We start from the raw sequence: 21,655 nt of genomic DNA, 5'->3' as shown, positions 1-21,655 counted from the left end.
CCCCTGCCCAAACCAACCTGACCGGATCCCGGTTTCTGGCGGATGAATTCCGTTTTTTAACTTACGGATGCCAGGCGGGTACCTGTTTGCGCCAGTATCGTTTTTTTTCCGTAACAGAAAGAATAGAGCTTTTCGACGGCTTCACCGGTCGTCAGACGGTCTGTCCTTATCTCCAGATCGCAGCTTACCGGCTCTTCAAACGGCGACGAAATCCCGGTAAACTGCTGAATGGCGCCGTCGTTTACCTTTTGATAGAGTCCTTTGACATCCCGTTTGCGACAAACAGCCAGGGGCGCATTGACATAGGTAAGGATAAAGGATGACGCTCCCCGGGTAATTTCCCTGGCTTTCTCCCGCATACACTCGCCCGGGGTAATCAGGCTGACAATGACGCAGTATCCTTCCTGCGCGAACAGTTTGGCGACTTCCGCAGTCCGGCGCACATTTTCCAGGCGGTCTTCGGCCGTAAAGCTGAGGTTCTGATTGAGTCCGGTGCGGAGCTCGTCGCCATCGAGGATAATGGCCGGAATACGCTCGCGTTCCAGCCGGTTTTTGAGGCCCCGGGCGAGTGTGGTTTTCCCTGCTCCCGACAGACCCGTCATCCAGATGATCCTGGACGTATCAGTTTTCGTAACAGACATAGGCTTCCTTCAGTTGAATCAGTTGCTCGTAGATATTCCGGGCCTCGGCTTCCAATGTCGGGTCGAGGGTATAGCGGATGTCAACCGGGCGGTCCATCAGCTCTTTTTCATATAAGGATTTCGGGTCGACCTCCGCCAGTTCAAATCCGAATTTCTCCCGGAGAATACCGGCTACTTTCGCGCCGTTTTCAAGCAGTTCGGCAGAGTCCGTAACGAGTATGTTGTCATACGCCTTCGCATGGCGGAGTATTTCCCGGTTGGCGATGATCCATTCTTTCAGGTGGCGGTTGGCATACCGGTCCGGAAACCATTTCAGTTTGAGAAAACCCATCCCTCCTTTTGCCTGCCGTTTCAGGTATTTCACCCGCATACACGAACGGATGCAGCTTTCATAGTGCCGGAAAGAAGCCATCACGGTGTAGTTCAGACCCTTGGTATCCAGCAGCGGCTTCCAGAAAAGCGACCACATTTCGTGGGGTTTTGCGGTTACTTTCCAGCCCCATTGCGCTTCCGTCCGCCGGCTGAGTACGGCCTGCGCCCGCTGTATATCCTCTTTTGAAAACGTAAATCCCGGATCGCCGTATTCGTACATACGTTCTACGCGGTCTTTGTTCCGGGCGCTTATCGCGAGATGGATATCGAGAAAATCCATGTCTTCAAAAAATCCGCGTGTATTCATGATGTCATCGGCTTCAAGAAAACGGCTTCCCATCGGTATACCGCTGCGGTGCAGCCAGCCCGAAAGGAACGACGTACCGGAACGGGACATCCCGATCACAACCAGCATCTTACTTTTTTGCATGTTTTTCCGTTTAGGCAAAGCGCTTCCTGGCACAGAAGCCGCCGTCCTGTACAACCATCAACCGGCAAACAGATTACCGGCCCTCCGCATGGAGGTTCTGTTTTTTCAAGGATTTGTTTCGGGGAAAGAATACCGGCCAAACACGGCCGTCTCTGAGAAGAGAATACGCAAAAGACAATGTGAATGTAGAGGATTTTGCCAACCGCAAAACGGAATTACTGCGATGACCCTGATTTTGGCTATGTACCACCTGAATCTGTAGCCGTTTGCTATGCGTTTCCGCTACCTTTACCGGTATGCACACGCCGCTGTCACCGGAATCCTATGCAACACTCACCGCCCATATCCGGCGGTTTATGCCGTTTTCAGCGGAAGAAAACGAGCAGATGGGCGCTTATCTCCGTGTGAAAGAGCTGATAAAGAAGGACTTCCTGCTTCAGGACGGACAAATCTGCCCTGCTGACTTCTTTCTGGTACAGGGATGTGTCCGGAAGTATTTTCTCGATGCGAAGGGTGTTGAACAAACCATTCAGTTTGGAATCGAGAACTGGTGGATGAGCGACTACCACAGCCTGGATACCGGAAAACCTTCTCCTTTTTCCATTCAGGCGCTGGAAGATACCGTCGTTCTCTGCCTTGACCGGAACGAACGGGAGGAACTGTTTGCGCAACTGCCGTGCCTGGAGCGGTATTTCCGTATTCTGCTTCAGAAGACCGTTGCCGCAGACCACTACCGGATTCAGTTTCTTTTCACCCTCACCGGGCGCGAACGCTACCGGCATTTCAGCGAGTCGTTTCCGGCTTTCGTGCAGCGTATCCCCCAGTACATGCTGGCCTCTTATTTGGGTTTCACGCCCGAATTTCTGAGCAAAATCCGGGCCGAGCGCGTTTCTTAATCCAGATTAATTTTTTCCCGGATCGGGACGGGGACCTTTGTCCTGTTCATATTTCACATGCAATTCTATGGAACCCCGATTCAATCTCCGTACGGTCGAGCCTGCCGGTTATAAAGCCGTCGTTGACCTCGACGCCTACGTCCGTAACTCCGGACTACAACCCCTTCATTATGAATTGATTAAAATCCGAGCCTCTCAGATCAACGGCTGCTCCTACTGCATCGACCTGCATACGAAAGACGCCCGCCGCCTGGGTGAAACCGAGCGCCGGATCTATGCCCTGAGCGCCTGGCGGGAAACGCCGTTTTTCTCACCGGAGGAACGCGCTATTCTCGCTCTTACCGAGGAAATTACGCTCATCACCGGCCAGGTTTCCGAAACTACCTGGCAGGAGGCAATCGCCCTCTTCGATGAATCGTATATTGCGAAAATTCTCATGGCTGCTGTCACCATTAACGCGTGGAACCGCATCGGCGTAGCGACGAAGCTGGCACCGACCCTTTGATACCTATTGACATGAAACGAGTCCTTGCAATGCTTCGCGGTATCAATGTCAGCGGACGAAACCGGGTACCGATGGCTGACCTGAAAGCTTTTTTCGAAGCGCAGGGCCATACCGACGTCCGGACGTATATCCAGAGCGGGAACGTGGTCTTTTCTCCCGGAGCCTCGCTCTCCCAGCTCGAAAGTCAGCTTTCAGGACATTTCGGATTTGAGATTCCGGTCCTGATGCGCACAACGCCGGAAATGGAAGCACTTGTCGCCAATAATCCTTTTTTACTGGAAGAAGACATCGCCACGGATAAACTTCATGTCACGTTTCTGGAAGAGCTACCGGCGAAAGACGCCGTTTCCCGCCTGGAAACGCTTTCCTTTCTGCCTGACCGATTTATCATTTCCGGCAAGGAGGTATATGTTTACTGCCCGGATGGGTACGGGAATACCAAAATTCACAATATGTTTTTTGAGAAGAAGCTCGGCGTCCGGGCTACGACGAGAAACTGGAAATCAGTCAATGAGCTGCTTTCTATGTTGAACGCCAAATGAGAAAGGCCGTCTCGTATGAAACAGCCTTTTTTCCTTGCTTTCTGTGAAGTCTGTGTAGTCTGTGAGAAAAAAATAAGTCTCTCACAGACTACACAGACTTCACAGAAGGTACTACAACGTCTCCTTCAACCACCCGAAAAACTCCCGCTGCCAAACCTGCGCATTTTGCGGATTCAGCACCCAGTGGTTTTCATCCGGCAGGTACAGCAGCTTGCTTTTGATACCGCGAAGCTGCGCCGCCTGAAACGCCTGAAGCCCCTGCTCAATGGGGACACGGTAGTCCTTTCCTCCCTGAATAATGAAAATCGGCGTGTCCCACTTTTCCACAAAGTTGCTGGGCGACTGGCTGAACGACCGCTGTGCAATTGCATTCTTCTTATCCCAGTACGGGCCGCCTTTTTCCCAGTTTTCGAAGAACAGCTCGTCCGTCGTGCCATACATACTGCGGAAATCAAACACGCCGTCGTGCGCGATGAAGGTTTTGAAGCGCTTCTGGTGAACGCTCGCCAGGGCAAAAACGGAGAAGCCGCCAAAGCTGGCGCCGACGCATCCGCGGTGATCTTTATCCACATAGGCTTCCTTCGAAACGGCGTCGATGGCACTCAGGTAGTCTTTGATGACTTGCCCGCCCCAGTCTTTGGAGACCTGCTCGTTCCATTTCGTACCGTGGCCGGGCATACCGCGGCGGTTCGGCGCTACGACGATATAGCCTTGTGAGGCCATCAGCTGGAAATTCCAGCGGAAGGAATAGGATTGCGTCAGTGGCGATTGCGGTCCGCCCTGGCAGTACAGCAGGGTCGGGTACTTTTTCGCCGGATCGAAGTTTGGGGGAAAAATAACCCAGACGAGCATCCGCTTGCCGTCGGTCGTGGTGACATACCGGCGTTCGGTTTTGCAGGTCGCCAGACCGCGGTTGGCGTCGTCGTTGACGTGGGTCAGCGGTTGCATGACTCCGGAGGTAATGTCAAGCGTAAACAGCTCGGCTGCATGGTTCATGTCGGTACGGCTGACGACGAGCGTATTCCCCGATTGTCCGACAATGCCATTGATGTCAAAGTCACCTTTCGTCAGCTGGGTGATGACAGGCATCATTTTGGTCAGACCGGGATAGGTTACCCGGAAAACCTGCAGCGTCCCGTCGATCGGCGCCCAGAAAAAGAGAGAACGACCATCTTCGGCCCATTTGAATCCTTCTACATGGATATCGTCGCGTTGAGCTGTCAGGTTCATCGACGATACGCCATCCGAAACAATAATATCCTGTTTATCAGCCTCGTATCCATCACGCTTCATCTGCAACCAGGCCAGCTGGCCTTTGGCATTGAATTCGGGGGCGATGTCGTAGCCTTTGTTGGATTCGGTCAGGTTACGGGTTTTGCCGGTCGTGATATCGTATTCAAACAGGTCTGTATTGGTGCTGACGGCGTATGCGGTCCCGAATTTCTTCTTCGTAACGTAGATCACACGCTTCCCGTCGGGATGCCAGATAAAATCCTCATCGCCGCCGAAAGGCTTCTGCGGGCAGTCATACGCCTCGCCTTCCATGATGTCTTTGGCTTCTCCCGCTTTGCCGTCGGCATAGGGAGCCACCAGTACGTGGTCAAACTTGCCGTCTTCCCAGGTATCCCAGTGCCGGTAGTTCAGCGATTCGAATACATAGGCGTTGGATTTCGGGAGATCGGGGTACTTGTCGGCCCCGATGATATTCTTGATTTTGACCGGTTCGCTGGACAGGATATGCTTGCCGTCGGACGAGATTTTGGGATCAGTGAGCCACTCGGCGGTATCCGTGATTTCCACGGCGGCGCCTCCGTTCAGCGGGATCCGGTACAGCTTGCGCTGACTTTTGTTGGCGGCGACATCGGGAGTACTGACGGCGTAGAGGACATATTGTTTGTCTTTCGACAGTCCCAGGCCGGATACCCGGCCCAATTTCCAGAGTTGTTCGGGGGTGAGTGACGACTGGGCGCCCGCTGCGAGGGAAAGCAGGGCAAGGCCGCAGGCGATCGATACTTGTCTGATCATCTGTTTCTGGTGTGCATGAAGTGAGAAAAGGGCGATTAGTTAGGACACGGAAAGCAGACTGGCGTCAATTTCCGGGTAGGTTACCGAAAAACATTTTCGCTTTCAGAAGCGGGTCCCGGCGGGCGGAGCGGCACGTCCTAAAACCCATTTCAGCCGAATTTTCTTCCGAAAATACCTAACCTGTCTTTCGCTATTCAAAAAATACCAAATTTTCTTTCGAAATATCCGATTCCTACCTACCCGAATCTGTTCAGGAAAAATCACATTCCATTTGGGAATATTCCCTGATTTTTTCCTGTTTCATCGCGAAAATTCAACAATTCGTATAAATAATTTGAATTTATGCAGATATTTCGGCCTGATTCTAATACATACTCTATTCACTAAACAATTACTTCACATGAAAAGACTCCTACACCTGGTGTGGGCTGTCCTGCTTTTGGGGACAGTTCAAGTAGTCTACGCACAAGATCGCCGGATTTCGGGGAAAGTATCGGGACCAGACGGGACCGGCGTTCCCGGGGTGAGTATCCAGATCAAAGGCACAACCCGGGGGGTAAACTCCGATGCCTCCGGAAACTATGTTATTTCTTCTTCCAGTACGGCTGACGTTCTTGTCTTCACTGCGGTTGGTTATCAGAGTACGCAGGTCACCGTTGCCAATCAAACCATTATCAATGTTACCCTTACCGAAGCGTCCAAAGCGCTCGACGAAGTGGTTGTCACCGGTTATGGTTCCCAGCGTAAAAAGGACATTACGGGTGCGGTAACGGTGGTAAAAGGCGCCGAACTGACGGCGCTGCCCGCCGCCTCGCTGACCCAGGCGCTTCAGGGCCGCGCGGCCGGGGTGACGGTCGGAAACGACAACTCTCCGGGCGGTGGCACGATGGTGCGTATCCGGGGTTTCGGGACGATCAACAACAACTCTCCGCTCTACATCGTCGACGGCGTACCGACGCAGGGGAACCTGACCAACATCAACCCGAATGACATCGAAAGTCTTCAGGTACTGAAAGATGCATCGGCGGCTTCCATCTACGGCGCGCGGGCAGCAAACGGCGTTGTGATCATCACAACGAAAAAAGGTTCTGCCGGTGAAACGAAGATCACGTTCGACATGTACACGGGTATCCAGCGTCCGGGCAAGTTCCTGAGCCTGCTCAATTCACAGGAGCTGGGGCAGCAGATCTGGACGTCGACCAAGAATGCTGGTCTCGTTCCGACCAACGGGCAGTACGGCAGCGGCGCCAACCCGGTTATCCCGGACTACATCTACCCATCCGGCGCATTTGAAGGAGATCCCCGCCTGGCCAAGGATGCCAGCGGCAACTACATCAACTACACGTACGATCTCCGCGATCCGGGTCTCGGCAGCACGAAGTTCATGATCACCAAAGCCAACAAGCAGGGTACTGACTGGCAGAAGGAAATCTTCAACCAGGCCGTGAGTCAGAACTACCAGCTGGGCGCCAGCGGCGGTACCGATAAAGGTGCCTATGCGATTTCCTTCAACTATTTCAACCAGAAGGGGATCATGAAGTATACCGGCTATAAGCGCTACTCTCTCCGGGCTAACACCGAATTCAAGGTGAAGAACCGGGTACGCGTCGGTGAAAACTTCACGGTATCGTATGACGAGCGCATTGGTATCACGAACAACGACGAATCGAACCCGATTGCTTTTGCCGTGCGGATGCACCCGCTGATCCCGGTATATGACGTGGCAGGTAACTGGGCCGGCGCCAAAGGTCTCAACCTCGGCAACGCCCGGAACCCGGTGGCTGAACTTTACCGGAACAAGGACAACGTCACCAAAGGCGTTCACCTCTTCGGAAACGCTTTTCTGGAAGCTGATCTCCTCAAGAACCTGACCTTCCGGACAAGCTTCGGGGTAGAATACAACCTCTACAACTTCGCGCCGTTTACCCCGCTCGATCCCGAATCGCCGGAAGCACGGAATACGAACAACCTGCGCGTCGAAAACCGGTACGACAACTCCTGGACCTGGTACAACACGCTGACCTACCGGAAGTCGTTCGGCGATCACAACATCAACGTTCTCGCCGGTACCGAAGCCATCGCGACGTATGACTTCATTTTTGATGCGACGCGGAGCAACTATGCGTTCGAAGATCCGAACTACCTCTACCTGAACGCCGGCAGCCCGCTGGGTCTGCAGAACTCCGGCCGCGGCGCCAACCGTACCCGCCTGTTCTCCATTTTTGGCAAGGTCAACTACTCGTACAAGGATATCTTCCTGGCTGACTTTACCCTCCGCCGGGACGGTTCTTCCCGTTTCAGCGCGGCCAACCGCTACGCCGTTTTCCCGGCTGCCAGCGTGGGTCTGCGTCTGTCGGAGCTGGCATTCATGAAAAACATCAGCTGGCTGTCTGATCTGAAGATCCGCGCCGGCTGGGGCAGCACCGGAAACCAGAATATCCCGAACATTTACAACGCCTACACGCTGTACGAATCGCGGCCGGTGGAAAACCACTACGACATCAACGGTGCGAAGACGTCTATCGTACCCGGCTTCGACCTGGTACAGTTCGGCAACTCGAACGGGAAGTGGGAAACGACGACCTCGACCAACATCGGGTTCGACGCCAGCCTCTTCAACAACAAGGTTCAGTTTGTGTTCGACTGGTACATCAAGAAGACCAAAGACATGCTGAGCCAGATCGACGTTCCCTGGGCAATGGGCCAGGCAACGATCCCCTACACCAACATCGGGGACATGCAGAACAAAGGGGTGGATGTCTCGTTGAACTACAACGGCAAGGCTGCTGACGGCAAAATCCGCTTCTCGGTAGGCGCCAACTTCTCGACGTACCGCAACAAAGTACTGAAGATCAACAATGACCCGAACTCCATCAAGTTCGGTTTCAGTACACGTCTCCCGGCGATGAGCGCGACGAAGGTAGGCATGCCGGTATCTTCGTTCTACGGTTATATCATCGACGGCATCTTCCAGACCGACGAGCAGGCGCAGAAAGCTCCTCAATTCGGCACCTATAACCGGGCCGGTTCCTTCATCTTCCGGGATGTAGACGGCGACGGCAAGGTCACCACGGCTGACCGTACCTTCATCGGTAACCCGCACCCCGACTTCTCGTATGGGCTTAACGTCAGCGTAGGCTGGAAAAACTTCGACCTGACCCTCTTTGGTCAGGGTGTCTACGGTAACGACCTCTTCAACTACATGCGGTACTGGACCGATTTCAACACCTTCCAGGGTAACCGCAGTACCCGCATGCTGTATGATTCCTGGGAACCCGGCAAGACCAACGCGAAGCTGCCCCAGCTGCGCTCAACCGACGCCACCAGCGCCCAGATTTCGACCTATTTCATCGAAAAGGGATCCTACCTGCGCCTGAAGAACATCCAGCTGTCGTACTCTCTGCCTGCCGGACTGCAGAAACACCTCGGTCTCGGCGCTACCCAGATCTACATCCAGGGCCAGAACCTGTTTACGTTCACGAAATACACCGGTCTTGATCCGGAAATCAACCTGCGCCGTTCCGGCGAAAGCGGCCAGGACACGCACCTGGGCGTAGACGAAGGCGCTTACCCGGTAGCGAAGACCATGCTCGTCGGATTGCGACTCAGCTTCTGATATCCGGTATCATTCCATCGACATTTTTATATCGAAAGCATATGAAAAGAAATATAATTCTTGCTTCTCTGCTGATGGCGGGTCTGATCTCGTCCTGCAGCGAATCATTCCTGGATGTGAAGCCGCAGGGTGTGGCGTCACAGTCCCAGCTAAGTAACAAAGCAGGCGTAAATGCCCTGCTGATTGGCTCCTACTCGCTCCTCGATGGTATCGGATCGGGTGGTACCGACTGGCACGGGGCCGTTTCGAACTGGGTATATGGCGGAGTGGCTTCGGACGATGCGTACAAAGGCACGGACGCCAGTGACCAGCCGGAAATCACCGGTATCGAGCGCTACGAAGTTCAACCGGGCTTTGTCCACATGCGCGGAAAATGGCGGGTGGTATACGACGGTATCTCCCGTTGTAATGAAATCCTGCAGATCATGGCGCTCGCCAAGGACATGACCGACGCCGAAAAAACGCAGGTAACGGCCGAGACCCGCTTCCTCCGCGGTCACTACCACTTCGAAGCCAAGAAGATGTGGAACATGGTGCCGTACATCGACGAAAAAACCTATAACTCGTCGGACCCGAACTCGGTGAAGGTAGCCAACGACAAGGATATCTGGCCGAACATCGAAGCCGACCTGAAGTTTGCCGCCGACAACCTGCCGGCTACCCAGTCGCAGAAAGGCCGGGCCACCAAGTATGCCGCTATGGCTTATCTGGCCAAAGCCTATCTGTTCCAGAAAAAATGGGCGGCTGCCAAACCGTTGCTCGAAGCCATCGTCGCGTCCAATCAGTATAAACTGGTGGATTTCCGGGATAATTTCCGTGCCGCTACGAACAACAATGCCGAGTCGGTTTTCGAAGTACAGTTCTCCGTAAACGACGGAACCAACGGTAACAATGGCAATGCCGGCGAAACGCTCAACTGGCCGTACTTCTCCGGCGCGCCGGGTGGCGGCTGCTGCGGATTCTACCAGCCGTCCCTGAACCTCGTCAATGCCTACAAAACCGACGCAAACGGCCTGCCGATGCTCGATACCTTCAACGATGCCGATCTGAAAAACGACCAGGGCCTGAAGGCGACCGATCCGTTTACGCCGGATACCAAGCCGGTCGATCCGCGCCTCGACTGGACCGTAGGCCGCCGGGCTATCCCCTTCCTCGACTGGGGTCCGATGCCAGGCGTAACCTGGATACGGGATCAGAACTACGCCGGACCGTACACGGGCATGAAGTGGATGTACTACAAGGCTGAAGAAGGAACCAATACCCACTCCACCAACAAGCGCCGGGTAGCCAACAACTACCGGATGATCCGCTACTCGCACGTACTGCTCTGGCTCGCTGAGTGTGAGATTGAGGTAGGATCGCTCGACAAGGCCCGCCTGCTGGTGAACCAGATCCGTAACCGTGCCAAAACCAGCACCCAGGTAGTTAACCCGGACGGTACTCCGGCCGCCAGCTACCTGGTAAACGAGTACGCGGCCGGCGCAACAGCCTTCGCCGACAAAGCATCAGCCTGGAAAGCGGTTCAGATGGAAGAGCGCCTGGAGTTTGCGATGGAAGGCCACCGGTTCTTCGACCTCGTTCGCTGGGGTATCGCCGACGTGACGCTGAACAAGTATCTCTCGGTAGAAAACAAGAAACGTGCCTACCTGACGGGCGCCGTCTTTACCAAGGGCCGGAACGAATATTTCCCCCTCCCGGTAGATGAAATCAACAACAGCTACCTCAACGGGCAGCCGACGTTGAAACAAAACCCGGGCTACTGATTTGTGTAGACTCTTTTTCAATCCCCGGCACCTTCTGAGGTGCCGGGGATTTTTATTTCCATGCGAATGAAGCACAACAAACCCCGCCGCACGATGCCGGTTTGTCCGGGAGGCCAGCTATTCCGCGACCTTGAGTGAACGGCAGCTGTTATCCTTTCAGGGTCCCGGGCGATATCCGGACAGGCTGCCCGCGGAAAGTACCGGCGCGCAGCGTTCATCTCATACCTCCCTTCAACCCATGAACCTGTCCGTACAAGTTCCCTGGACTGAATCTCCTTTTTTTGAATCGGAGCTGGAAGCGGCCGGTCTTTCGCCGGAAATGAAGGCCTTCGTCCGTTTCTTTTCCGAAAACGGCTATGTCATCATCGATCCCGGGATAGATGAGCAGACATTGGATGAGGCCGTAGCAACCCTGAAACCCCGCTTTTCCGAACGCCGGACCAACCGGCTGCAGGATGAATGGCCTGACGTCGCAGCTGTCCGCCGGATCGCTGCGGCGCCGAAGGTCATGGAACTGCTGGAAATACTTTACCGGCGGGAGCCGATTCCGTTCCAAACGCTTAATTTCAGTTCGGGAAGCCAGCAGCGTACCCACAGCGATTCCATCCATTTTCATTCCCTGCCGGAAAGATACCTCGCGAGAGTCTGGGTGGCGCTGGAAGATATTCACGACGGAAACGGGCCGCTTCATTATTATCCGGGAAGCCACCGGCTGCCGTTTTACGACCTGGCGTCCCTCGGCTTACCCTCTGCGCGGCATGAATCCATCGAGGAACTCATTTCGAAGTACTACGCGCAATACGAGGATTTCATCGAACAGCTCGTCGTCCACAAACACCTTCAAAAGAAGACCCTGAATCTCCGGAAAGGGCAGGCGCTCATCTGGTCGGCCAACCTCCTGCACGGAGGCGAGAAAATCCGGGACGCAGGCTCCTCCCGGTATACGCAGGTAACGCACTACTACTTCGAAAACTGCGCCTACTACCGGCCGATGCGGACCGAACTCGCCCTCGAACGGGTATGCATTCAGCAGGTATTCAACATTGCGACAGGCAGGGAAGTCCCGAGCCGGTACCTCGGTACGGCAATCAACCATACCGGTCATTCCTATACGATCCAATTACCCAAGAAACTATTGCAGCGTCTGTTTCCGGAATCCTTCCGGATTCGGGTGCGGCGTCTTCTCGGAAAATAACCGCTATGCCTCATCGCCTTGCCTATCTGATTTTTGCCCACCGGTACCCGCAGCAGCTACGACGGCTGACCGACCGGTTGCGGGCGGAAGGAAGCCATTGCTGGATACACATTGATGCCTCCGTACCGCTGGATACCTTCACGCCGCTTTTCGCCGGGCAATCTGATAGTACCTTTCTCCAGCAGAGATACCGCTGCCGCTGGGGCGACTCCGGTTTGACGACTGCTATGCTCGCCGGTATCACCGAAGTTCACCGGAGCGGTATTCCGTATGATCACTTACTCGTACTCAGCGGACAGGATTATCCGCTGGTACCAACGGATACGATTGTTCGTTTTTTCGCAGAAAATCCGGGAGTCAGCTTCGTACACCGTGCCGGTATGGACGAAACAAACAATGCTCACCTGCTTTCCCGTGTGGAACGGTATCATTTCCGCCTGCCGTTTAACCAGATACTGCAGTATCCGGGAGAGCCCCGTCAGCATCCCGTCAAAGCGTTGGCCGGTATCCTGCTGAAGGCATCGGGCCGGTTACCCCTTCCGCGTGTGCTGCCAGGGAAACTGAAACACCATTTTGGTTCGAACTGGCTCCGGCTGGCACCCGTCGCAGTGGAGTATCTGGTCCGGTACGCTGCGCAGCATCCGGAAATTCTGCGGTACTACCAAACCGCCTGGGTACCGGAAGAGCATTTTTTCCACACGATTCTCTTCAACGCGGAGGAAGCTGACCGCGGCCGGATCATCCCCGACTGCCTTACCTACAGCCACTGGCATCGGCCGGAGGAAATGTACGGGGTTCCGCTCGGCATGCAGGACCTTCCGGCGCTGCGACAATCGGGAGAGTTGTTTGCCCGGAAGTTTGATATCACGGCAGACTCCGCCATTCTCGACGCACTGGATTCGCTTCCCTGAAACAGGCTGAAGCGATAATCCGGCAAACGGACTTGTTGGCAGCGCTAGCGGCGATGGCCCCGAAAATGCTATCTTTGTTTGAACGCTTTCCGATTGCCTGCATATGAACGTCTCGATCAAAGAAATCGCCCGCCGCCTGAAAATCTCTCCTTCAACGGTATCGAGAGCGTTGCAGAACCATCCGCGGATCGGCCTCCGAACCAAGGAACGGGTGCAGGAACTGGCCGAACAGCTCAATTATATTCCGAGCGCCACGGCCCGCAACCTGCGCAGCGGCAAAACGTTTATGCTCGGTGTTGTCCTCCCCGAAATCCGCGAGAACTTTTTCTCCAATGCCATCAACGGTATTGAAGAATTCGCTTTTGAGAACGGATATACCGTAGCCTTGTACCAGTCGCACGACCGATACGACCGCGAACGCCAGGTACTCGAAGTACTCTCTCATCAGTTGGTCGACGGCGTCATCCTTTCTGTTGCGAAGGAAAGCCGGCAGTTTGATCACGTGGAAAAACTGCTCCGCCACCGCATTCCGCTGGTATTATTCGACCGCATTCCACCGGGAATTGATACCCATCAGGTTTCCTGCGATATCGAGTCCGGCGCCTATGAGGCTACCCGCCTCCTGATTCAGAAGGGGTTCCGGAAGATAGCCCTGCTCAACGGTCCGGATTCCCTTGTTGCCTGCGAGGAGCGGTACCAGGGGTATTGCCGGGCGCTGGTGGAAGGAGGCCTGCCGGTAGTACCGGAGCTCATTCAGCAGGTAGACCTGACGACGGAAGATTCCCGGAAGAAGATGGAACTGCTGCTGTCTCTCTCCGACCGCCCGGATTCCGTCCTTACGTTCAATGACTATGTCGCGCTCGACGCGATGGGTATCTGCCGTTCCAGAGGTCTGCGGATCAATCAGGATATTTCCTTCGTCAGCTTTTCCAACCTGCCCATGAATGCTTACCTGGAGCATCCGCCGCTGGCGTCTGTCGAACAGCATCCGTACCGCATGGGCTACTCTGCCGCTGAAATCCTGCTGCAGGCCATCAGCAACCGGGAAGAGACCGCCCAGAAGGTCGTCCTGAAACCCGAACTGATGGTTCTTTCCTGATCTTTCTTTTTTGCGGGAAGCCGAAAATTTGTGCACTCGTTTGAATTGTGTCATGCACACGATTGTGCATGTCATTTGCCTGCTTCCCAGCCTTCTGAGGGCCTTCGAAAGGGGTCCTGTTTCCTGAATTTCACGTTACTTTGGTACAATCCTTTTTGATGTTCAACATGAGTCAACGATTCTCCGTCTCGGCTCCGGGCCGAATTTGCCTTTTTGGGGAACACCAGGATTACCTGGGACTTCCCGTCATTGCCGCTGCTATCTCACTCCGCCTCCGGATCGAGGGAGAACCCCGTCCGGACAGGCAGATCCGGATATCCCTGCCCGACATACACCAGACCGAATCGTTCACCCTTCAATCCGAGATCCCGTACGACAACCAACGGGACTACTATAAAAGCGTCATCAACCTGCTGCAGCGGGAAGGGGCCGTTATTCCGTCCGGATATGACATCCGGCTGACGAGTAATATCCCTATCAACGCCGGTACGTCCAGTTCGTCGGCGCTGGTGGTTGGCTGGGCCTACTTCCTGGACCGGCTCGCCCGGACCGCACACATCAAGACGGCCGCCGAGCTGGCGGATCTGGCTTACCGTGCCGAAGTCGAAGAGTTTGGCGAACCCGGAGGCCGGATGGATCAGACCTCGATTTCGGTCGGAAACGTCATTTACCTCGAATCGTGGCCGGTACCGAAGGTGGAAGCGCTGAAACCGATCAGCGGAACCTTCGTACTCGGCGATTCGCAGACGGCAAAAGACACCCTGGGCGTATTAAAACACGTCAAATACGGTATGCTGGAAGCAGTGCGGAAAATCCGGGAAGTAAACCCCGGGTTCTCGCTCCATACCTTCCCCGCAGCACAGGCCGACGAGTTTCGTCAACTGCTTACCGATGACGAATTCATCCTTTTCAAGGGTAACCTTTCCGACCGGGATATCCTCCTGGAAGCCAAGACCCTGCTGGAAAAAGGCAATGTCGATCCGGTGGTATTCGGCAACCTGCTGAACCGGCACCAGATCAACCTCCGGGAAGCCAAGCGTATTTCCACGCCGAAGATTGATCGTATGATCGACGCCGCACGCAATGCCGGCGCACTCGGCGCCAAAATCAACGGCTCCGGAGGCGGAGGCTGCATGTTTGCCTATGCGCCGGATAACGCCGAAGCCGTCGCCGAAGCCATCGAACGCGAAGGCGGCAAAAGTTACATCATTACCATTGACGAAGGCGTGCGGACCGAGCTGGTCTGATCCTTCCTGAAAGCGTATAAACGACTAACAATACCATGTCCAAACGCCTGTTGATTCTCGCCGGAGGAATGTCCTCCCGGATGAAAAAAGCGGTAGAAGACCTCGATATCGACCAGAAACTGATCGAACAGGCCGACTCCCTTACCAAAGGCATGATCAGTGTGGGAGCCGCCGGAAAGTCGCTCATCGATTACCAGTTGACCAATGCGATCGAAGCCGGCTTCGAAGAAGTACTGCTGCTGCTGCATCCCGAAGACCGGATCACGCAGCCCTATTACGAATCGGAAGAAACCCGGACGCGCCTTGGAGGCCTCACGGTCCGTTTTGCACGGCAATTCATTGCATCAGACCGGACCAAACCAGCCGGAACCGCCGACGCAGTACTCCAGGCGCTGGAACAGACAGCTGACTGGCAAACAGGTCGCCTGGTGGTCTGCAACAGCGACAACCTGTATTCTACCCGGGCCCTTCAGCTGGTCTGGAACAGCAAAACGGCCAATGCGCTGATCAGCTATGACCGGGATGCACTTGATTTTCCGGCCGAACGTATTCAGGGATTCGCCCTGATCCGCACCGACGAAGAGGGATTCCTGATCGACATTCACGAAAAACCGACCGAAGAAGAAGTGGAAGCCGCCCGCGCCCGCGAAGGCCGCGTAGGCGTCAGCATGAACCTGTTTGCTTTCGAAGCCAGCCAGATCATTCCCTGCCTGAAGGAAACGCCTTTCCATCCGGTCCGGAACGAAAAAGAGCTGCCAACGTCGGTCAATAAGCTCGCGAAAACTAAGCGCGTATACGCAATACCGTTGTCCGAAAACGTACCGGACCTGACCAGCAAGAAGGACATCGCCGTGGTTCAGAAATACCTCGCTGAAAAATATTCTCTTTAACTGAACAACAGACTATTTACTATGAAAAATGACACGCAACACCGTCGGCATTTTCTGAAAAATTCGGCCATGGCTGCCGCTGGAGCCGCTTTTTTCCCTCATATTCTGAAGGCGGTTCCCAACGACAGAAAAGTTCGGCTCGGATTCATCGGTGTTGGTCTGCGGGGACGTGAACACGTCCGCAACAGTATCCTTTTCTCCCAGGTGGAAATCAACGCGATCTGTGACATCGATCCGGCCGCGGTGGAAAAAGCCCAGAAAATGCTCCGGGACTCCGGCCGGAAGGAAGCCGCGGTCTACGGAAAGGGAGAGCGTGATTTTGAAAACATGGTCAAGCGGGAAGACCTGGACGGTATCGTTATTGCCACGCCCTGGGAATGGCACGTACCGATGGCTGTTTCCGCAATGAAGGCCGGCAAATATGCAGCGGTCGAAGTATCCGCTACGGTTACCCTTCAGGAATCCTGGGACCTGGTCAATACCTATGAAAAGACCGGTTCTCACTGCATGATTCTGGAAAACGTATGCTACCGCCGGGACGTCATGGCGGCCCTGAATATGGTACGCAGCGGTCTTTTCGGCGAACTTACCCACCTCGAGTGCGGATATGAGCACGACCTGCGCGAAGTGAAATTCAACGACGGCAAAAAAGCCTACGGCGGCGGCGTTGAATTCGGAGAGAAGGCTTTCTCGGAAGCGAAATGGCGTACCCAGCACTCTGTTACCCGGAATGGCGACCTGTACCCGACGCACGGCCTCGGACCGGTCGCGGAGATGGTCAACATCAACCGGGGTAACCAGTTTGAGTACCTGGTGTCAATGGCTACCAAGTCCCGCGGTCTTCACAAATATGTAGTAGACAACGGCGGACCCAATCACCCGAATGCCAAGGTAGATTTCAAGCTGGGCGATGTTGTTCAGACGATGGTGAAGTGTTACAACGGCGAAACGATTCTCATTACACACGATACGAACAGCCCGCGCCCGTATTCCCTGGGCTTTAAGGTACAGGGTGTAAACGGTATCTGGATGGACGAAGGCGATCAGATTTACCTGGAGAAAGTGAGCCCGAAACCCCATACCTGGGAGCCGGACAAAGCATACATGGAAAAGTACGACCACCCGTTGTGGAAAAAGTTCGAAAAGGACGCCAAAGGCGCCGGTCACGGCGGGATGGACTATTTCGTCATCCGTGATTTCATCCTCGCGATCCAGAACAAGACTTCCCCGACGATGGACGTATACGATGCCGCTGCCTGGTCGGCCATCGCACCGCTGTCGGAGCTTTCCATCAAAAAAGGATCGAAACCCATCCCCATTCCGGATTTCACCCGCGGAAAGTGGAAAACGAACAAACCGATTTTCGGCCTCGATAGCTAGGATTTTTCCTCTCATGCGGCAAAACATCACTGTTTTGCCGCATTTTTTTCGGGTATACCGGTACCCTTTCGTCTCTTTTTCCGGTAAAACACAGCCTCTTGCACACATGATACGCTCTATCCTATTCTTCTGTTGCCTTTCCCTGACCTCCATTGCGCAGAAACTTCCGCCCGGACTACCGGTGTGGAAAACGCCCGGTGCGCCGGCCAGCGACTGGCTCATCCGCGCCGATGGCTACAAAGCCGCGGTATACCGCTCGGCCGACGGGAAAGACCTTATTCTTTCGAATGGACTGCTCATGCGGCGGATTCGTATTGCCCCGAATGCCGCGACTGTAGAATTCCGGAACCTGACCAGCGGCGAGCAGTTTATCCGGGCGGTCCGCCCGGAAGCCCGGCTGATACTCGACGGCAAAACTGTTAACGTTGGCGGTCTTTACGGACAAAAACAACAGGCTTACCTGCTCAATGAATGGGTAGATGGCTTTACCGCCCACGACACGGATTTTTTTCTGAAAGAAGCAACGGTTTCGCCGCTGAAACCGGCGGTCAACTGGAAATCTTCGACCTGGGCGCCGGCTGCCGCCCGTCCCGCCGGACAAACGCTGACGCTCACATTCGGTCGGGGATCGCTTCAGGTGGATGTTCAGTATGATTTGTATGACGGTATTCCATTGATTGCCAAGCGGCTATCGATCCGGAACCAACGTGGTACGGCGGTATCGGTCGACGGGGTCGTCAACGAAATCCTCGCCGTACCAGAGGAAGAATCGGCGGTGGTCGGTTCTCCGGAACAAATGAAGAAGCCGTCCCGGATTTACATCGAAAGTAATTATGCCTTCAACAACGCGATGAAGGCTGATTTATCAGACCAGACCACGCACTGGAAAACAGACAGTACCTATACGTCTCAGGTCAACTACAATTACCAAACCCCGTGCGTACTGGAGGTTCACCCGCCCATCGGGCCGGGAATCGCACTGGCGCCGGGAGAAACCTTCGAGTCCATCCGTACCTATGAACTACTGCTGGATTCGTATGACCGTGAACGGAACGGCCTCGCCAAACGACGGATGTACAATGCCATCGCTCCCTGGACCCGGCAGAATCCGATCTTCATGCACCTGGTTAGTACCGATCCGGTGAAGGTGCGCGAGATCATCGACCAATGCGCCGAAACAGGGTATGAAATGGTGATTCTGAGTTTCGGCAGCGGACTGAATATGGAGGATACCAGCGCTGCCAATATTGCGAAGTTCAAGGCGCTGGCCGACTATGCCCATTCCAAAAAAATACTCCTGGGCGGATACTCGCTGTTCAGCAGCCGAAGGATCAGCGATGCCGACGACGTCATCGACCCTAAAACCGGTCTGCCTGACAAGCATGCCATGTTTGGCGCCGCGGCGTGTCTGGGAAGTAACTGGGGATTGACTTATCTGAAGAAGCTGAAAACGTTTATTACCCAAACGGGTTTTGACCTGCTGGAACACGATGGACCGTATCCGGGAGATGTTTGCGCGTCGACCAATCACCCCGGTCACAAAGGGCTGCATGATTCGCAGTGGACGCAAATGGAGATGCAGAAAGGGTTTTACCGCTGGCTGAACGAGCGGGGTGTGTATGTCAATGCTCCGGACTGGTACTTCCTGGACGGCTCACACAAGATTGCGCTGGGCTATCGTGAAGTGAACTTTTCGCTGCCGCGCCCGGAGCAGAAAATCCTGAACCGTCAGAATATTTTCGATGGTACCTGGGAAAAAACGCCGTCCATGGGCTGGGGTTTTGTTCCGCTGACGAAGTATCAGGGCGGCGGACCGGAAGCGATTCTGGAACCGCTGAACGACCACCTCGAAGACTACAAACAGCTGATGGTTCAGTACTACGGAGCCGGCGTACAGGCCTGTTACCGTGGTCCGCGGTTGTATGATACCGAGGCGACGAAAAAGGTCGTAAAGGAGGTAGTTGGCTGGTATAAGCAGAACCGGGAAATCCTGAATTCGGATATCATTCACCTGCGTCGTCCTGACGGCCGGGAGTGGGACGGCATTCTCCACGTCAATCCATCCCTGCCGACGAAAGGTATGGCACTGTTGTACAACCCGCTGAAGGAGAAGATTACCCGTACGATCCGGATTCCGCTTTATTACACCGGTCTGGAAAAGCAGGCGTCTATCCGTATTGGTGACGGCAAGGCGGTTACCTATCCCCTGAACCGGTCGTATGAGGCAGTCGTGCAGGTAGACATTGCGCCGGGCAGTTACACGACATTAACCGTTCAATAATGAAGCGCTATCTCTTTCTGCTGTTGCTCGCTGCTCAGGCGGTACACGCGCAGCGCAAGCCCAACGTCATATACATTTATGCGGACGACATGGGCGTCGGCGAGCTGGGCAGCTACGGCCAGCAAAAAATCCGTACGCCCTGGCTGGACCAGCTCGCGAAGGAAGGCATGCGGTTTACGCGGCATTATTCTTCCTTTCCGGTGTGCGCGCCTTCGCGCTGCGCACTCATGACGGGCAGGCATGCCGGGCATTCCTTTATCCGCGGAAATTATGAAATGGGTGGATTTGAAGACGACAAGGAAGGCGGGCAGATGCCTTTGCCGGAAGGTACGTTTACGATTGCACAACTGATGAAACGGGCAGGATATGTCACCGGCGCGATCGGAAAATGGGGCCTGGGGATGAACAATACCACCGGAGATCCGAACCGGCAGGGATTTGACTATTTCTATGGCTACCTCGATCAGAAACAGGCGCATAATTTCTATCCGACACACCTGTGGGAAAACGGCAAATGGGATACCCTTCGTAACCCGTATATCAAGGTTCATCAGCCGATTCCGGCCGGCTCTCCCGACGCGGCGTTTGAACAGTACAAAGGGAAAGACTACTCCATCGACAAGATGGCGGAAAAGACGGTCGCTTTTATCCGGGAAAACCGCAACAAGCCCTTCTTTCTGTATCTGCCCTATACTGGCCCGCATGTTTCGCTTCAGGCCCCTGACGAGGCTGTAAAGGAATATATCGGGCAATTTGATGAAAAGCCGTACTACGGACAGAAAGGCTATGCGCCGGCGAAGTACCCGTTGTCGACCTACGCGGCCATGATTACGTATTTCGACAAGCAGATCGGAAAGGTAATGCAATTGCTGAAAGACCTGCATCTCGACGAGAATACCATTGTGATGTTCAGTAGTGATAACGGAGCGACGTTCAACGTGGGCGGTACGGACACCGACTACTTCAACAGTGCGATGGGTCTTCGCGGACGAAAGCAGGATTTGTACGAAGGGGGAATCCGGGCGCCTTTTTTGGTACGCTGGCCGGGGAAAGTGGCGAAAGGAGTGGTTTCGGATCACCTTTCTGTTCAGTTTGACCTGATGGCGACGCTAAGCGAGCTGACGGGCGTTTCTGCCGGCGCGACGGATGGTATCTCCTTTCTGCCTACCTTATTGGGCCAGTCGGGGAAACAGAAGCAGCATCCCTATCTCTATTTTGAGTTTCCGGAGAAATCAGGCCAGGTCGCGATTATCCGCGGCCATTTGAAGGCTATCAAAACGAATATGAAAGAAAAGGGTATTTGGGAAGTCTATGATTTGCGGAAAGACGAAAAGGAAACGTCGGACCTGAGTACCTCTCATACCGCCGATATCGCGGCCTTCGAAGCGATCCTCAAAAAAGACCATTACCAGGCAACAGTACAAGATTGGGAATTTGTTGATCCGAAGTTTAAGAAGAAGTAGCTGTAGGCAATCATCAATAAGCAGTAAGCAATAAGCTTTAGGCCTTAAGCTATTGCTCGCGGTGTCAGTATTACATCAAAAAACGCTCTCCGGTCTGGAGGGCGTTTTTCATTTCGGCAGTCAGCTTAAAGCAATCAGGGCTCGGGGGTAATATCGGTAGTTGCAGCTACCTGTATATCACGCAAAAGGCGCTCTTCCGTTTGGGGAGCACCTGGGGTAATTCGCAAGGGGCGTGTTGCCGCCTATAGCTTACAGCCTACCGCTTAAAAGTCGACAGCCGATCGCCGACAGCTGACAGCCGACAACTGCCTAAAAACAGCAAAAGCTCCCGGTTACAGGAGCTTTGCTATCCATTAATGGGAGGCGATTACCTACTTTCCCGGGGGCGAACCCAGTATC

Annotated in this window: 16 protein-coding genes; 13 read left to right on the top strand and 3 right to left on the bottom strand. The window is 54.5% G+C overall.

Features of this window, described 5'->3' with window-relative positions; genetic code table 11:
• Positions 1–56: 56 nt before the first annotated feature.
• Together cysC and BLR09_RS24690 are read right to left on the bottom strand one after the other, a co-directional pair.
• The gene (gene cysC / locus BLR09_RS24695; protein ID WP_093209109.1) at positions 57–641 is read right to left on the bottom strand and encodes an adenylyl-sulfate kinase; all 585 of its coding nucleotides are present in this window, start codon (positions 639–641) and stop codon (positions 57–59) included.
• On the bottom strand, positions 622–1,443 hold the full coding sequence (locus tag BLR09_RS24690) for a hypothetical protein (RefSeq protein WP_093209106.1): 822 nt from the start codon (positions 1,441–1,443) through the stop codon (positions 622–624). The genes cysC and BLR09_RS24690 overlap by 20 nt, the downstream gene beginning before the upstream one ends.
• A gap of 296 nt (positions 1,444–1,739) precedes the next feature.
• On the opposite strand from BLR09_RS24690, the gene BLR09_RS24680 reads away from it, so the two are divergent.
• The 3 genes from BLR09_RS24680 to BLR09_RS24670 all read left to right on the top strand — a co-directional run bounded on the left by BLR09_RS24680 (position 1,740) and on the right by BLR09_RS24670 (position 3,386).
• Positions 1,740–2,339, top strand: coding sequence for a Crp/Fnr family transcriptional regulator (locus tag BLR09_RS24680; RefSeq protein WP_093209102.1), 600 nt, complete (start codon positions 1,740–1,742; stop codon positions 2,337–2,339).
• 67 nt (positions 2,340–2,406) lie between these two features.
• On the top strand, positions 2,407–2,844 hold the full coding sequence (locus tag BLR09_RS24675) for a carboxymuconolactone decarboxylase family protein (RefSeq protein ID WP_093209099.1): 438 nt from the start codon (positions 2,407–2,409) through the stop codon (positions 2,842–2,844).
• A gap of 11 nt (positions 2,845–2,855) precedes the next feature.
• The gene (locus BLR09_RS24670) at positions 2,856–3,386 is read left to right on the top strand and encodes a DUF1697 domain-containing protein (protein WP_093209096.1); all 531 of its coding nucleotides are present in this window, start codon (positions 2,856–2,858) and stop codon (positions 3,384–3,386) included.
• A gap of 111 nt (positions 3,387–3,497) precedes the next feature.
• Here the strand turns inward: BLR09_RS24670 and BLR09_RS24665 are convergent, their stop codons facing one another.
• Positions 3,498–5,411, bottom strand: a complete 1,914-nt coding sequence (locus BLR09_RS24665; RefSeq protein ID WP_093209094.1) for a S9 family peptidase — start codon at positions 5,409–5,411, stop codon at positions 3,498–3,500.
• 400 nt (positions 5,412–5,811) lie between these two features.
• Here BLR09_RS24665 and BLR09_RS24660 point away from each other — a divergent pair, with 400 nt between their 5' ends.
• The 10 genes from BLR09_RS24660 to BLR09_RS24615 all read left to right on the top strand — a co-directional run bounded on the left by BLR09_RS24660 (position 5,812) and on the right by BLR09_RS24615 (position 21,256).
• Positions 5,812–9,027, top strand: coding sequence for a SusC/RagA family TonB-linked outer membrane protein (locus tag BLR09_RS24660; RefSeq protein ID WP_093209091.1), 3,216 nt, complete (start codon positions 5,812–5,814; stop codon positions 9,025–9,027).
• A 41-nt stretch (positions 9,028–9,068) separates the two neighbouring features.
• Positions 9,069–10,790 (top strand): RagB/SusD family nutrient uptake outer membrane protein, encoded by a 1,722-nt coding sequence (locus BLR09_RS24655; protein ID WP_093209088.1) that lies wholly within the window; start codon positions 9,069–9,071, stop codon positions 10,788–10,790.
• Between the two features lie 238 nt (positions 10,791–11,028).
• Positions 11,029–11,985 carry a phytanoyl-CoA dioxygenase family protein gene (locus BLR09_RS24650; protein WP_143011216.1) on the top strand — a complete coding sequence of 319 codons (957 nt, stop codon included), beginning with the start codon at positions 11,029–11,031 and terminating at the stop codon, positions 11,983–11,985.
• Between the two features lie 5 nt (positions 11,986–11,990).
• A complete protein-coding gene (locus BLR09_RS24645) occupies positions 11,991–12,896 on the top strand; it encodes a beta-1,6-N-acetylglucosaminyltransferase (RefSeq protein WP_176785664.1) in 906 nt (301 codons plus the stop codon).
• 103 nt (positions 12,897–12,999) lie between these two features.
• A complete protein-coding gene (locus BLR09_RS24640) occupies positions 13,000–13,995 on the top strand; it encodes a LacI family DNA-binding transcriptional regulator (RefSeq protein WP_245690014.1) in 996 nt (331 codons plus the stop codon).
• Positions 13,996–14,162: 167 nt separating this feature from the next.
• The gene (locus BLR09_RS24635) at positions 14,163–15,242 is read left to right on the top strand and encodes a mevalonate kinase family protein (protein WP_093209161.1); all 1,080 of its coding nucleotides are present in this window, start codon (positions 14,163–14,165) and stop codon (positions 15,240–15,242) included.
• A gap of 35 nt (positions 15,243–15,277) precedes the next feature.
• Complete coding sequence (locus BLR09_RS24630; RefSeq protein ID WP_093209077.1) at positions 15,278–16,132, top strand: sugar phosphate nucleotidyltransferase; 855 nt, start codon at positions 15,278–15,280, stop codon at positions 16,130–16,132.
• Between the two features lie 21 nt (positions 16,133–16,153).
• A complete protein-coding gene (locus BLR09_RS24625) occupies positions 16,154–17,512 on the top strand; it encodes a Gfo/Idh/MocA family protein (RefSeq protein ID WP_093209075.1) in 1,359 nt (452 codons plus the stop codon).
• A gap of 106 nt (positions 17,513–17,618) precedes the next feature.
• Positions 17,619–19,793: an alpha-galactosidase gene (locus BLR09_RS24620; protein ID WP_093209159.1), complete on the top strand. Its 2,175-nt coding sequence runs from the start codon at positions 17,619–17,621 to the stop codon at positions 19,791–19,793.
• A complete protein-coding gene (locus BLR09_RS24615; RefSeq protein WP_093209072.1) occupies positions 19,793–21,256 on the top strand; it encodes an arylsulfatase in 1,464 nt (487 codons plus the stop codon). Before BLR09_RS24620 ends, BLR09_RS24615 begins: the two co-directional genes overlap by 1 nt.
• Positions 21,257–21,655: the final 399 nt, after the last annotated feature.

Origin of the sequence: Siphonobacter aquaeclarae (assembly GCF_900103285.1) — a bacterium.
Taxonomy (GTDB): domain Bacteria; phylum Bacteroidota; class Bacteroidia; order Cytophagales; family Spirosomataceae; genus Siphonobacter; species Siphonobacter aquaeclarae.
The sequence above is the reverse complement of the archived record's forward strand: the minus strand, read 5'-3'. Positions and strand labels throughout refer to the sequence as shown.